General features: G+C 52.5%; 13 protein-coding genes. All 13 read left to right on the top strand.

Annotated elements, in window-relative coordinates; genetic code table 11:
• The first annotated feature begins 385 nt into the window (after positions 1–385).
• The 13 genes from HMPREF0494_RS03970 (at position 386) to HMPREF0494_RS03910 (ending at position 14577) form a co-directional block, all read left to right on the top strand.
• Positions 386–1849, top strand: a complete 1464-nt coding sequence (locus HMPREF0494_RS03970) for an ABC transporter substrate-binding protein/permease (protein WP_404803184.1) — start codon at positions 386–388, stop codon at positions 1847–1849.
• A gap of 1 nt (position 1850) precedes the next feature.
• Complete coding sequence (locus HMPREF0494_RS03965) at positions 1851–2594, top strand: amino acid ABC transporter ATP-binding protein (protein ID WP_007123644.1); 744 nt, start codon at positions 1851–1853, stop codon at positions 2592–2594.
• A 100-nt stretch (positions 2595–2694) separates the two neighbouring features.
• Positions 2695–4056, top strand: a complete 1362-nt coding sequence (locus HMPREF0494_RS03960; protein WP_007123643.1) for an amino acid permease — start codon at positions 2695–2697, stop codon at positions 4054–4056.
• Positions 4057–4373: 317 nt separating this feature from the next.
• Positions 4374–5729, top strand: coding sequence for an amino acid permease (locus HMPREF0494_RS03955; RefSeq protein WP_007123642.1), 1356 nt, complete (start codon positions 4374–4376; stop codon positions 5727–5729).
• 832 nt (positions 5730–6561) lie between these two features.
• Complete coding sequence (locus HMPREF0494_RS03950) at positions 6562–7764, top strand: NupC/NupG family nucleoside CNT transporter (RefSeq protein ID WP_007123641.1); 1203 nt, start codon at positions 6562–6564, stop codon at positions 7762–7764.
• 80 nt (positions 7765–7844) lie between these two features.
• Complete coding sequence (rihC, locus tag HMPREF0494_RS03945) at positions 7845–8753, top strand: ribonucleoside hydrolase RihC (RefSeq protein ID WP_007123640.1); 909 nt, start codon at positions 7845–7847, stop codon at positions 8751–8753.
• Between the two features lie 298 nt (positions 8754–9051).
• Positions 9052–9777: a 16S rRNA (guanine(527)-N(7))-methyltransferase RsmG gene (rsmG, locus tag HMPREF0494_RS03940; RefSeq protein ID WP_007123638.1), complete on the top strand. Its 726-nt coding sequence runs from the start codon at positions 9052–9054 to the stop codon at positions 9775–9777.
• Between the two features lie 16 nt (positions 9778–9793).
• Positions 9794–10753, top strand: a complete 960-nt coding sequence (locus HMPREF0494_RS03935; protein ID WP_007123637.1) for a nucleoid occlusion protein — start codon at positions 9794–9796, stop codon at positions 10751–10753.
• Positions 10754–10764: 11 nt separating this feature from the next.
• Complete coding sequence (locus HMPREF0494_RS03930; RefSeq protein WP_007123636.1) at positions 10765–11535, top strand: ParA family protein; 771 nt, start codon at positions 10765–10767, stop codon at positions 11533–11535.
• Positions 11522–12409, top strand: a complete 888-nt coding sequence (locus HMPREF0494_RS03925) for a ParB/RepB/Spo0J family partition protein (RefSeq protein WP_007123635.1) — start codon at positions 11522–11524, stop codon at positions 12407–12409. The genes HMPREF0494_RS03930 and HMPREF0494_RS03925 overlap by 14 nt, the downstream gene beginning before the upstream one ends.
• A 13-nt stretch (positions 12410–12422) precedes the next feature.
• Positions 12423–12623, top strand: coding sequence for a DUF951 domain-containing protein (locus HMPREF0494_RS03920; RefSeq protein WP_003711677.1), 201 nt, complete (start codon positions 12423–12425; stop codon positions 12621–12623).
• 49 nt (positions 12624–12672) lie between these two features.
• Complete coding sequence (gene ychF / locus HMPREF0494_RS03915; protein ID WP_007123634.1) at positions 12673–13770, top strand: redox-regulated ATPase YchF; 1098 nt, start codon at positions 12673–12675, stop codon at positions 13768–13770.
• Between the two features lie 45 nt (positions 13771–13815).
• Positions 13816–14577 carry a DUF1129 domain-containing protein gene (locus HMPREF0494_RS03910; protein WP_007123633.1) on the top strand — a complete coding sequence of 254 codons (762 nt, stop codon included), beginning with the start codon at positions 13816–13818 and terminating at the stop codon, positions 14575–14577.
• The last annotated feature ends 39 nt before the right edge of the window (positions 14578–14616 follow it).

Genomic DNA, 14616 nt, shown 5'->3' with positions numbered 1-14616 from the left:
CGCTGCGAAGCAAGGCTATTTGCCTACGAACGCTAGCCGGCCCGTACCGTGCCAGCTATCGTCCTAGGTTAGCCATACGCCTTGTCGAGGAGGTTATTTCCCACTCCCCTTTACGTTCAATAAGCCCCAGCATTCGGTTTTGCCGAATGCTGGGGCTTATTTATATATCTCCTTTATTGAGAGAATTCTAATCTAACCGGGATTGGCAGTCAAAACCACTTAATAAAATTAAGCTTCCGCCCGGGCCTACATTAACTTTTTACTTCCCACAAGCGCTTCCATATTGGATAAATGCACGGTTTTCGTATATCTATTCACTTCCAGCTTTGCAGATGATAATGTATTATCAATGTTAAAGAATGATTAGAAAAGGAGTCGGTAGATGATGCGAAGAACGGTTTTAAAAAAGTGGCTGACCGCCGTTGTTGCAGTCGTTGGGATTGCAGTGGGGTGGTTGGTAGTCGAACCACAGAGCGTGTCAGCTGCGGAGCCGACTTATACTTTTGCCACTAACAACACCTTTGCCCCATTTGAAATTCAAGACAGCAAGGGCGGCTACTCGGGTAAGAACCCCGGAATTGAAATTGAAATTCTGAAAAAGATTGCCAAGCACGAACACTTTAAGTACAAGCTCAAGCCGATGAGCTTCAACGGTGACCTGCAGGCCCTCGAAGGCGGCCAAGTCGACGCGGTAATTGCCGGAATGAGTGTGACGGAAGAGCGGAAAGCCAAGTTTGACTTCTCAAAGCCATACTACACGGACGGCGTGGAAATGGCGGTTGCCAAGGACAGCAAGATCCACTCCCTTAAGCAGCTTAAGGGCAAGACCGTTTCTGCCAAGGCGGGCACCAGCGCGGCCCTCTTCCTGAAGAAGAACCAAAAGAAGTACGGCTACCAGATCAAGTACTTCGATTCTTCCAACACGATGTGGAATGACGTCAAGACCGGCAACACGGCCGCAACCTTCGACGATGGCCCGGTTTTGGAATACGGGATCAAGACCGGGGTACCGCTGAAGATCGTGACGAAGAAGCCGATCGACGCCCAACCGGTGGCCGTTGGTTTCCAAAAGGGCCAGAACCTCGCCCTGCAAAAGAAAATTAACAACGGGATCGACTGGTTAAACGAAACCGGCCAGATGAAGCAGATCATCAACAAGTACACAAAGAGTGACAAGACGGCGAAGTCCAGCACGGCGAGCCGGACCATCTGGGGTCTGCTAAAGGCGAACCGGGTGGCCCTCCTGCACGGACTCTGGATGACCATCCAACTGACGGTCGTCGGGATTGTCCTGGCCCTAGTCTTCGGGCTAATCCTCGGGGTACTGGGGGTAATGCAGAGCAAGGTTGCTAACGCGATCTCCAGCACGGTTATCTACATCTTCCGGGGAATTCCAATGATCGTTTTGGCCTTCTTCATCTACATGGGACTGCCCAACGTGATCGGGCATAAGGTGCCGCTCTTCCTCGCCGGGGTTGTAACCCTGATGCTTGACGAAGGGGCCTACATCGGTGCCATCGTCAAGGGGGGCTTTAACGCCGTGGACCCTGGACAGTGGGAGGCGGCCCGGAGCCTTGGTTTGCCATACCGGAAGGCCCTGATCAAGGTCGTCGCACCGCAGGGGATCAAGATTATGGTGCCATCGCTGGTCAACCAGTTCATCATTACCCTGAAGGATACGTCAATCCTGTCCGCCATCGGAGTGATGGAGCTGACCCAGACCGGGACCGTCATTATTTCCCAAAACATGGAAGGGTTCCGGATGTGGCTGATCATCGGTACCATCTACATCATCATCATTACCCTGTTAACTTGGTTATCAAACTACATTCAGAAGAGGATGGCTTAATATGGATAAACAATATAAGGTACAAGTAAAAGACTTACACAAGAGCTATGGCAAAAACGAAGTCCTCCAGGGAATTAACTTGAACGTCAAGCCAAGCGAAGTGGTCTGCATGATTGGCCCGTCCGGCTCGGGGAAGAGTACCTTCCTCCGCTGCCTGAACCGGCTGGAAGTGCCGAACGGCGGTCACGTCTACGTTGACGGCTACGATATTGCGGACCCGAAAGTCAACATCAATAAGGTGCGGGAAAATATCGGAATGGTCTTCCAACACTTTAATCTCTTCCCGAACATGACGGTGCTGGAAAACGTGACCCTGGCCCCCACCCAGCTGAAGAAGGCCAACAAGGAGCAGGCGGTTGAAGAAGCGCTCCACTACCTGGACATTGTCGGGCTCAAGGAAAAGGCCAACGTCAACCCGAAGACCCTGTCCGGGGGGCAAAAACAGCGGGTCGCGATTGCCCGGGCGCTGGCGATGAAGCCGGACGTGATGCTCTTTGACGAACCGACCAGTGCCCTCGACCCGGAAATGGTCGGCGATGTTTTGGGGGTAATGAAGAACCTGGCGAACCAGGGGATGACGATGATTGTCGTGACCCACGAAATGGGCTTTGCCAAGCAGGTCGCTGACCGGGTGGTCTTCTTCCATGATGGCAACATCCGGGAGCAGGGGACGCCGGAACAGATTTTCGACCATCCGCAGCACGCCGATACGCAAAACTTCTTGGACAAAGTGTTAAATGTTTAATGCTTAATAAAAACAATAAATTAACGTGAACACCCTTGCCTAGTGACACCCTTGGTTTATAATACTAAGGACGTCTTAGCTGTCTTCAAGGAGGGATTTGATGGCTAATAAAAATGAACCAAAATTGGAACGGTCGCTGAAGAGCCGCCACGTGATGATGATTGCGATTGGCGGTGCGATCGGGACCGGACTGTTCTTAGGCTCCGGTGAAGCGATCAAGCAGGCCGGCCCGGCGATTATTCTTTCGTATTTAATTGTGGGAATTTTTGCCTTCTTTATGATGCGGGCCCTCGGTGAGCTGATTTTAGCCGACCCGACCAAGCACTCCTTTATCGAGTTGATTAAGGTCTACCTGGGCGACCGGGTCGAGTTTATTGCCGGCTGGATGTACTGGGCCTGCTGGCTGACCCTGGCGATGGCCGATCTGACGGCGACCGGGATTTACCTGCGCTACTGGTTCCCGCACCTGCCGCAGTGGGTGGGACCGCTGGTCATCATCATTTTGCTGATGCTGGTCAACATGGTCAACGTCGGCCTCTTCGGCGAGCTGGAGAGCTGGTTCTCGATGATTAAGGTCGTGGCGATTTTACTGCTGATCGGAATCGGCGTGGTCCTGATCGTGATGCACGCCCGGGTCAGCGGCCGCCTGGTTGAGCTGCGCAATTTGACCCGGTACGGGGGCTTTTTCCCGAATGGTCCGGTGAACTTCTTAATGTCCTTCCAGATGGTCGTCTTTGCCTTCGGGGGGATTGAAATGGTCGGCCTGACCGCGGGTGAAACCAAGGACCCGGAGAATGATATTCCCAAGGCGATTAACTCCCTACCGGTTCGGATTGGCCTCTTCTACATCGGCTCGATGATCGCCCTGATGGCCATCTACCCCTGGTTTAAGATTGAAACGACCTCGAGTCCCTTTGTCCAAGTCTTTGCGGCCATCGGGATCCCAGCCGCGGCGGGAATCGTAAACTTTGTGGTCCTGACTGCGGCGATGTCGGCCACCAACAGTGCCATCTTCAGCACCAGCCGGTCGCTCTATTCCCTGGCCCGGGGTGGCAATGCGCCCCGGTCATTCGGCAGGCTGAGTGCCAAGGTGGTACCGAGCCGGGCCCTGTGGTTCTCTTCGGCCATCCTCTTTATCACGGTGGTCCTGAACTACATTATGCCGGCGGGAATCTTTAACTTCATTGCCAGCGTCTGCACGATCACCTTTATCTACATTTGGCTGATCCTATTGTTTGCCCACATCCGTTACCGGCAGCAGAACCCTGCCGGCGCCGCGGTCTTTAAGATGCCTGGCTACCCGGTCACCAGCTGGCTGACCATTATTTTCTTCAGTGCGGTCCTGGTAATTCTGCTGTTTAGTGAAACCAGCCGGATTCCGGTTCTAGTGTCCTTCGTCTTTCTCGCCATCCTCAGCGTGGTTTATGAAATAAAAAAACGGCGGCAGGCGCAAAGCAAGTAGGGCTGTGAATGGCAACGATTACGATAACCGAATGTTCTGCCGAAATTTGTAATTTTCGTTTGACAATTATGGCAAAATCCTTATAATTATTAGTAAATTTCAATCGCTGGTTAACAGAGACCCTAACGATTGCTGAAAGTGGGGACCAGCGCAATGGCATGTTCGTAAAAGTGGGTGGTTCCCTTATCGACTGAGAGGTAGTTCATGAAGATGGGCTATAAAGATGGGTGGAACCGCGTTAATAACGTCCCTGGCTAAACAAAGCCAGGGGCGTTTTTTTACGTTCAGGCTGAACACAGACTAAGGAGGTCAATACTATGGATGAACAGCAAAGCCAAAAACTGCAACGCTCGCTAAAGAGCCGTCACATTACGATGATTGCTATCGGTGGGGCGATTGGGACGGGGCTCTTCTTGGGTTCCGGCTCGGCAATCCATGCTGCCGGTCCATCGATCATCCTTTCCTACCTGATCGTCGGGGTCTTCATCTTCTTTATGATGCGGGCCTTGGGGGAACTGCTGCTGGAGGACCCTTCCCGCCACTCCTTTATCGACGCTATCCAATACTACCTGGGCGACCGGATGGAATTTATCGCCGGCTGGATGTACTGGGCCTGCTGGCTGACCCTGGCGATGGCTGACCTGACGGCGACCGGGATTTACCTGCGCTACTGGTTTCCGCACCTACCGCAGTGGGTCGGCCCGCTGGTGATCGTGGTGGCGCTGATGCTGATTAACATGATCAACGTCGGCCTCTTCGGTGAACTGGAGAGCTGGTTTTCAATGATTAAGGTCCTGGCAATCGTGGCGTTAATTATCACCGGATTAGTATTAATTCTGCTGCACAGCCACGTTGACGGTCGGCCGGTGTCCCTAAGCAACCTGGTCAGCCAGGGGGGCTTTTTCCCTACTGGACCCGCGGGCTTTTTGGTTTCCTTCCAGATGGTCGTCTTTGCCTTTGTCGGCATTGAAATGGTTGGTTTGACGGCGGGTGAGACCCGCGACCCGCAAAAGGACATTCCCAAGGCCATCAATACCCTGCCGGTCCGGATCGGCCTCTTCTACATCGGTTCGATGATCGCCCTGATGGCCATCTATCCCTGGTTCCACGTTAAGACGACGTCCAGCCCCTTTGTACAGGTCTTTGCAGCTATCGGGATTCCCGGGGCAGCCGGAATTTTAAACTTTGTCGTGCTGACCGCAGCGATGTCGGCGACGAATAGTGCCATCTTTAGTACCAGCCGGTCGCTATACGCGCTGGCCGAAAGCGGGAATGCCCCGCGGCGCTTCAAGGAGCTGAGCCCCCAGGCGGTCCCGACCCGGGCGCTGACCTTCTCGACCATCATCCTGTTTGTCACCGTTATTTTGAACTACATTATGCCAGCGGGGATTTTCGACGTCATTGCCGGGGTTTCGACAATTACCTTTGTCTTCACCTGGCTGATTATCCTCTTTGCCCACATCAAGTTCCGGCAGGCGCACCCGGCGGGAATTACCAGCTTCAAGATGCCGGGCTACCCGCTGACCAGCTGGCTGACGATCATCTTTTTCTTCGGAGTCCTGGTGATCCTGTTATTCATTGATACTACGCGGATTCCGTTAATTCTTTCCGCGGTGATCTTTGTCCTGCTGGCGATCGGTTTTAACTACACCGCAAAGGGGAAAAAACAATAAAAGTTTTTTGAAACAAGATACTGACCAAACGGGGGTAAATTAGTGTAGAAGCAGGAAAATATCCACTGAAAAATAGCCGATTGTCTAAATTTGATAATCGCTACCAATGTTGATACACCGCGGTTTGTTTGACCTTGGACTGGTGGTGGATTATACTAAAAGTGTGAAAGAGCAATGGCTAGTTTTGAACAAACATCTTCTCATAAATAAACTACTTTAAAAAGCTGGTTAATTAATAACACGATAATTAACGACACCCCACTCCACATGAAACACTTTAGTTTCCTTGAAAAGTATGTTAGCTAAAAATTAGTGGCCATATCTACAACCTTAAATGATTAAGCTTCAGTTCTTTATCCTTGGCGAAAGAACGCAAATGATCTGTTAACGAACCTTAATAGAGTTAACCACAGTCGTTGCTCTTTCATTTGGAAGCACGGAGACAGCAAATTGTCTCCGCTTTTTTTGTTATAATTAACTTCCTTGGCAGGGGCGGGTCCAGTAGCAAGTGCATTTCTTGCTGCCGGGCCGCTTTTTTATTATTTAAGAGAGCGCTTGCAAATAATTTTGATTAGTTTGTGAACGCTTTCAGCGGTCGATAAACCGTTTCAACACCCTTGATAGGTAAACCGATTTATGGCCTGTGAGCGCAACTAAACCGTTCTCAGTTCACAAACTTGCTTATATTTAAGCCTTTACACAAGTTTGTTTTTAAGATATTCTTAAATCGTGATGTTGACTCGCCGAAAGAAGCAATTATTTTTTATCGATTTTAGTAGAGTAGTCAGCAGAGTTTACTACATGGATTTTTTATTAAGGGGTGTATACAACCATGTATCTTGCAATCAATATTCTAGGTTTGATTGTTTTCCTAGCGATTGGTTGGCTGTTCTCAAAGAACCGCAAGGCCATCAATTGGAAGACGGTTGCCATCATGGTCGTGCTGAACTTGGTTTTGGCATGGTTCTTGACGGGTTCTTCAGCAGGCCGGGCCGGTGTTAAGGCCGCTGCTGACGGCTTCGTTTGGATTGTTGACGTGTCCGCGAAGGGGACGGTCTTCGCACTGGGTGACTGGTACAACGTTAAGAACTTGAACTTCATTTGTTCTGCGCTGATGCCAATCCTGATGATTGTTCCGCTGTTCGACATCTTGACTTACATCGGCTTCCTGCCATGGATCATCAAGTGGATCGGACGGGGACTTTCCTACATCACTGGTCAACCGAAGTTTGAATCATTCTTCGCTGTTGAAATGATGTTCTTAGGGAACACTGAAGTGCTGGCCGTTTCCGGGATGCAAATCCGGAAGATGAGCAAGGAACGTAACCTGACGCTGGCCATGATGTCAATGTCTTGTGTTACTGCTTCTATTCTGGGGGCCTACATTGAAATGATGCCAGGTCAATACATTTTGACTGCTGTTCCAATCAACATTATCAACGCGCTGATTGCCACTAGTATGTTAAACCCAGTTCACCTTTCGCCAGAAGAAGACACCATCGAAAAGGTTGGTGCAACCGACAACGGTAAGAAGGAACCATTCTTCAGCTTCCTGGGTGACTCCATCCTGGGCGCTGGCAAGCTGATCCTGATCATCGTTGCTAACGTTGTTGCCTTCGTTGCCCTGGCTGCTTTGATCGACAAGATTTTGGCCCTCTTCTGGAAGCCACTGTCACTCGAAAGTATCTTGGGTGTCATCATGTTCCCATTCTCCTGGCTGCTGGGTCTGCCGGTCGACCAAGCATGGAACCTGGCCCAAAACATGGGGATGAAGTTAGTTACCAACGAATTTGTTGTTATGGGTAAGGTTACGGCTGATATTGCCCACTACCCAGAACACTTGAAGGCGGTCTTGACGGTCTTCGTTACTTCCTTTGCCAACTTCGGTACCCTTGGGATGATCATCGGTGCCTTCAAGGGCTTGGCAAACAAGGAAGACAACGACTACATTGCTTCTAACATTGGTTACCTGCTGCTGTCAGGGATCCTGGTATCGCTCTTGTCAGCTGCCTTTGTTGGTCTGTTTGTTTGGTAAAAATTAAAAAGCAGCTTCCGGGCTGCTTTTTTTAGCCCAAAATTTCGGAAACGCTTGCAAACGATGAGGAGGAATTTGTAATGACTACTAAGATTATTATGGACACCGATCCGGGAATTGATGACGCTGCTGCCTTGACGATGGCGATTAACGACCCGTCAATCGACCTAAAGCTGGTGACGGCCGTTGCCGGGAACGTCACGGTTGATAAGACGACCGCCAACGCCTTGAAGATTGTTCACTTCTTTGGCAAGGACATTCCGGTCGCTGCCGGGGCAGAACAACCGCTGATTAAGCCGTTTGAAGATGCGGCCCGGATTCACGGTGAATCTGGGATGCCGGGTTATGACTTCGGCACTGACTATGGTCAGCCAATCAAGCAGACGGCGGTGGAGGCCCTTCATGACGCCATCATGGCGGAGGATGAAGTTACCCTGGTCCCAACTGGTTCCTACACCAACATTGCCCTGCTCCTGAGCGAATACCCAGAAGTCAAGAGCCACATTAAGCGGATCGTTGCCATGGGTGGCTCCATGTCCGGCGGTAACATGACCAGCGTGGCTGAATTCAACGTCTTTACTGACCCGGACGCGGCGCGGATTATGTACAATTCCGGTATTCCGATTGTGATGGTCGGCCTCGACGTGACCTTGAAGGCCCTCCTGACCAAGGACACGATTGAAAAGCTGGGCCAGATGAACAAGACCGGTGAAATGCTGCACGCCCTGATCACTCACTACAACGACGGGAGCGATGAGGGCCGCCCAATGCACGACGTTAACACGATCTTCTACCTGCTCCACCCAGAAGCATTCACGACTAAGAAGATGTGGGTCGACGTTCAAACGGAAGGCCCAGCAATTGGTGCTACGGTTGGCGACGTGCGGGCCGCTTACCATGACGGCAAGACCAACGCGGAAGTCTGCTTAGACATCGACGCGGACTACTTTAACAAGTGGTTCCTGGACGAAGTCAGCAAGATGAACTAATGCTTATTTAAGCCTGAAAAGGATTGAAAAAACGGCAAAATTTGGCTGAGAAGTCATTTTTTGCCGTTTTATTTTGGAGCGTACGGAGGTTGCGCCGGGTTGTCAGCACTTGAACCGTCAGCCAGCTGCCGTATTGTGGCATTAAAATAGCTAAAAGACTGGGGCTTCCGATCTTTTTTATTTCCCGGGAAATATTACCGATTATCTCCAGCGAAGCAGTTGAAAGGCGGGGGATTTTAGAGTACAGTATAAGGGTACGTGAAACATAAATGTTTCACGAAAAGGAGCGCTTACTTAAATGAATCCAGAACAATTTCAACAGGCACTTGCTGAGCGGGGGATTAACCTTAGCGACCAGCAGATGCAACAATTTGCTGATTACTACCGGCAATTGGTGGCTACCAATCGTCAGGTGAATTTGACCCGGATTACAGAAGAAAATGATGTGTACCTTAAGCACTTTTACGATTCACTCACGGGGGCCCTGGCGGAGCCGCGCCTGCAAACCGAGCAGCTGACCCTGTGTGACATTGGTGCGGGCGCCGGTTTTCCGTCCCTTCCGCTAAAGATCGCCTTTCCCCAACTCAAGGTGACGATTGTTGATTCCCTTAATAAGCGGATCAGCTTTTTGCAGGCACTGGTTGCCCAGTTGGGGTTAACCGGGGTTACCCTGGTGCATGACCGGGCGGAGACGTTTTCGGCGAAACAGTCACCCCACCGGGAGCAGTACGACCTCGTTTTGGCCCGGGCTGTGGCCCGTTTAAGCGTCCTGAGCGAACTGTGCCTGCCAGCGGCCCGGGTCGGCGGCGAGTTGCTGGCTTATAAGGCGAGTGCAGCTGACGACGAGCTGGCAGATGCACAGGGGGCCATTCGCCAGCTGGGCGGCGAAGTGCAGAAGGAATTTGCTCTGACCCTGCCGGGCACCGCGGAGCCGCGCAAGATCATCGTAATTGATAAAGTTGCGGCAACTCCGCAGAAGTACCCCCGGCGGCCGGGTCTGCCAAATAAAAAACCGTTGCAGTAAGTGAGGAGGATGAAAGATGGCTTTTTCATTATTTAACTTTGGGAAGAGCGACAGTAATGACAGCAAGCAGAAGGTCGTGGAGATCAAGCTCGACCAGATTGTCCCGAACCGTTATCAGCCCCGTCAGGTCTTTGATAAGGAAGGCATTCAGGAACTGGCCCAGACCATTGATGAACACGGCCTGCTTCAGCCGATTGTCATTCGGGAATACGAACCGGCGAAGTACGAAATTATTGCTGGGGAGCGGCGTTTCCGGGCGATGAAGCTATTGCAATGGGATACCGCGCCGGCAATCGTTGAAAAAATGAGTGATTCCGAAGCGGCCTCCCTGGCCCTGGTGGAAAACCTCCAACGCTCCCAGCTGAGTTCGGTGGAGGAGGCCCAGGCCTACCGGCGGCTGATGGACCTCAACCACTTGACCCAGGCGGCCCTCGCGAAGGGAATGGGGAAGAGCCAGTCCTTTGTGGCCAACAAGCTCCGGCTCTTAAAACTGATTAAGCCGGTCCAGACCGCTATTCTTGACCACCGGATTTCTGAGCGCCACGGCCGGGCTCTGCTGGACCTCAACGAAAAGCAGCAACGGGCGATGCTGATGCGGGTGGTCAACAACCGGCTGACGGTGCGCCAAACCGAGGATGAAGTGGCCCGGCTGCTGGGCCGGCCTCTCCCGTCGGAAATTGCTAAGCAAAAGGCGGCGGCCCGCCAGCGGGAACTGTCCGCAATCGCTCCGGTTGCCGAACCCGGGCAGGAAGCGCCAGCTGCTCCGGCTCCGGGAACGAAACCGGCCAAGAAGAAGGCCCGGCGCAAGAAAAATCAAACGAAGCCGGCGAAGCAGATTAACGATGCACGTTTAGCGTTGAATACGATTAAGAAGTCAATCAAGCTGGCAACAGACAGCGGCTTTAAGGTCACGACTAAGGAGTCGGATAACGACCAATCCTACCAGCTGGTGATTGAGATTCCGAAGAAGCAGTAGGAGGCAGATTAATGGGTTCAGTAATTGCATTAGCTAACCAAAAGGGCGGCGTCGGCAAAACCACCACGAGCGTTAACCTGGGTGCCTGCCTGGCAGACCAGGGTCAGCACGTGTTGTTAATTGACCTTGACCCCCAGGGAAACGCCACCAGCGGCTTAGGGGTTGAAAAGCGCAATATTGAAAAAAGTGTTTACGACGTCTTAATTGATGATGAGCCGTTGGCTAACGTCATCCAGCATTCCAGCCACCCGGGTTTGGACATTGCGCCGACCACGATCGAACTGTCCGGGGCGGAGGTTGAGCTGACCAACTTGATGGCCCGGGAGACCCGCCTCAAAGATGCCTTTGGCGACGTCCAGGGGGAATATGACTTTATTTTGATTGACTGTCCGCCGTCATTGGGCCTGTTGACCATCAATGCTTTTACCGCCTGCGACTCCATCTTAATTCCGGTCCAGAGTGAGTACTATGCCCTAGAAGGTCTGAGCCAGCTCTTGAACACAATCAAGCTGGTGCAAAAGCACTTCAACCCGGCCCTCAAGATCGAGGGGGTCCTCCTGACGATGTACGATAAGCGGACCAACCTCGGCCAGCAGGTTAACGCGGAGGTCAAGAAGTTCTTTGGCGACCAGGTCTACCAGACCGTCATTCCACGGAACGTCCGCCTGTCGGAAGCCCCGAGCCACGGCCTGGCAATTGTCGATTATGATAAACGGTCGACCGGCGCCGCGGTTTATCAAGCATTAGCAAAGGAAGTGTTGGCGAATAATGGCAAAGCGTAAAACGGGCGGCCTCGGTCGCGGGATTGAGGCCCTATTCGAGGAAAACACCATTGAAGAGCCAGTAAATGGTGAGACGGTCCAGGACGTAAAATTAACACTGATTCGCCCGAACCCCTACCAGCCGCGGCGGACCTTTGATTCTGCGGCCCTGCAGGAATTGGCTGATTCAATCAAAGAAACCGGGGTCTTCCAGCCCATCATCCTGCGGCAGCCGGACCGGGCGGTAGAGCGTTATGAGCTGATTGCTGGCGAACGACGTTTCCGGGCATCGAAAATGGCCCAGCAGGAGACGATTCCGGCAATTGTGCGGAACATGACCGACGAGCAGATGATGGAGGTTGCGGTCCTTGAGAATCTGCAACGGGAAGACCTGACCCCGTTGGAAGAGGCCCAGGCCTACCAGACGCTGATGGACAAGCTGTCGTTGACCCAGGCCCAGGTTGCCAACCGGCTAGGCAAGAGTCGCCCCTACATCGCCAACTACCTGCGGCTGCTCGGCCTGCCGACCCTGATTAAGGACGCCCTAAACGAGGGCCGGCTCTCGATGGGGCAGGCCCGGACGATCCTGGGGCTCAAGGATAAGAAGCAACTGGTTGGCCTGGCTAAGCGGGCAATGGACAAGAACCTGACCGTCCGCCAGCTGGAGGAAATTGTTGCTCAGATGAACGGGACCAGCAAGAAGCGGGCCCAGAAAAAGGGCCAGCGCAAACCGGTCTATCTGCGGGAGGCGGAAGCCCAGCTGCAGAGCAAGTTTGGCGCGAAGGTTGCCGTTTCCCAAAGCCGGAAGCGTGGTGCCGGCAAGATTGAAATTCCGTACACGTCCAATGATGATCTAACGCGGATTTTGGAAGTATTAAACATTTCATTAGACTAGGAGGGACTTAACCATGGCAGCTTATGATAAGGGTGACGTTGTTTTGATGAAGAAGGCCCACCCCTGTGGCACCAACCGCTGGCTGATTACCCGGGTCGGCGCTGATATTAAAATTCAGTGCCAGGGCTGCGGCCATGTGGTGATGATGACCCGCCAGAAATTTGATAAGGGTTTTAAGAAAGTCCTTGAAAAAGCACCGGCGGATAACCAATAATTAGGTATTCTTAGTTCAAAATAAAATTAAAAAGGAAAGTGAAGATTTCATGTCATTAACTGCAGGAATTGTCGGCTTGCCAAACGTCGGCAAGTCAACGTTGTTCAACGCGATTACGAAGGCGGGCGCCGAGATGGCGAACTACCCCTTTGCGACGATTGACCCGAACGTGGGGATGGTGGAAGTGCCAGACAAGCGGCTGGACCGGATCCAAGAACTGATCCCGGCCAAGAAGATCGTTCCGACCACCTTTGAATTTACCGACATCGCCGGGATCGTCAAGGGGGCCAGCAAGGGTGAAGGTCTGGGGAACAAGTTCCTGGAAAATATCCGGCAGACCGACGCCATTGTTCACGTGGTCCGGGCCTTTGATGATGACGACATCACCAGTGTTTCCGGGAAGGTCGACCCGATTGAGGACATCGACACCATTAACCTGGAATTAGTAATGGCCGATTTGGATGCCGTTAATAAGCGGTTGGCCAAGGTTCAACGGGCGGCGAAGGGCCGGGATAAGGACGCCCTGGCTGAATTAGCCGTGTTAAACAAGCTCAAGCCAGCGCTGGAAGATGGGCAGAGTGTGCGGTCCCTCGACTTTAACGACGACGAAAAGAAGATTGTCAAGGGGCTCTTCCTCCTGACCAGCAAGCCGGTACTGTACGTCGCCAACATTGCGGAAGATGACATGGCCGATCCAGACGCCAACAAGTACATGGACCAAATTAAGGAACACGTTAAGGGTGACGGTGAAGTCATCGGGGTGGCTGCCGCGGCCGAAGAACAGATTGCGGAGATGGATGATGCCGATAAGGCCGACTTTCTGGAGATGGAAGGGGTTACCGAGCCGGGCCTGAACCGGTTGATCCGGGCAGCTTATAAGCTCCTCGGCCTGGAAACCTTCTTCACCGCTGGGGGCCCTGAAACCCGGGCTTGGACTTACCGGAAGGGGACCAAGGCGCCCCAAGCGGCTGGAATTATCCACTCTGACTTTGAACGAGGCTTTATCCGGGCCGAAGTGATGAGTTTTGAGGACCTGGACCAACTGGGTTCCGAAGCGGCCGTCAAGGAAGCCGGCAAGCTGCGGCTGGAAGGAAAAGATTACGTCATGCAGGACGGCGACATTGTTGAATTCCGCTTCAACGTCTAGCTGTCGCAGGATTCAAGCAACTAAAGTGCTGAGAGGAGTTTTATATTGAGCGAGGAACAACCACGAAATGCGCAGGCCGGCCAACGGCAAAAGCAGCATGAGAAAGCCCAACGCCAGGAAAGCGGCAATGCTTTTGCAAACTACGGCCTAACCCGGAAAAACGAGGAATTTATTTATCAGTTAAACAAGCAGCTGGACCGGCTGGGGATCGCTAAGGACAAGCGGGACGCGATGATTACTGAAACGGTCACTAAGCTCCAGGCTGGTCAAAAACAGGGGCAGACTGCCAAGGCCCTGTTTGGCACGCCGACGGAGTACGCGAAGGAATTGAAGAACCCAAAGCCAAAGGATGAACCGGTAGATAACAAGCGGTCATTTAAGCTGTTGTCCATCGACAACACCCTGATTTTCTTCAGTATCTTTACGTTTATGTACGGACTGATGTTCCTGCTGTCGCCAGAAATTCTCAAGACGAAGCAGTACGGGAGTTCTGGGATTACCGCGATTGTCCTCGTGGCGGTCATCGGGGGAGTCCTCTTCAGCTACATTATGCTCCAGCTGCAGCCGCGCGGGCGGACGAAGCGGCGGCCATTGGCGACCCGGATCCTAATCCTGGTCTGCGGGCTGGTCCTCTGGCTAGGGATCTATATGCTGGCCAGTTGGCTGCCAAATATTATTAACCCCCGGCTCAATGCTTGGGTTTACATCGTCTTCGGTGTGGTGGCCTTCGGTGGCGATATGTACTTCCGCAACCGTTTCCGCGTTTCTGGGATTTACCCAGGCGGGCGGCGGCCCCAACGGCGGTAAGATTGCGATGAAGATAGGGAGAGTGGGAAATAACCCCCT

The organism is Limosilactobacillus antri DSM 16041 (genome assembly GCF_000160835.1).
Classification (GTDB): Bacteria; Bacillota; Bacilli; order Lactobacillales; family Lactobacillaceae; genus Limosilactobacillus; species Limosilactobacillus antri.
Note: the sequence above shows the minus strand (reverse complement) of the source record. Positions and strands in the feature narration are given on the sequence as shown.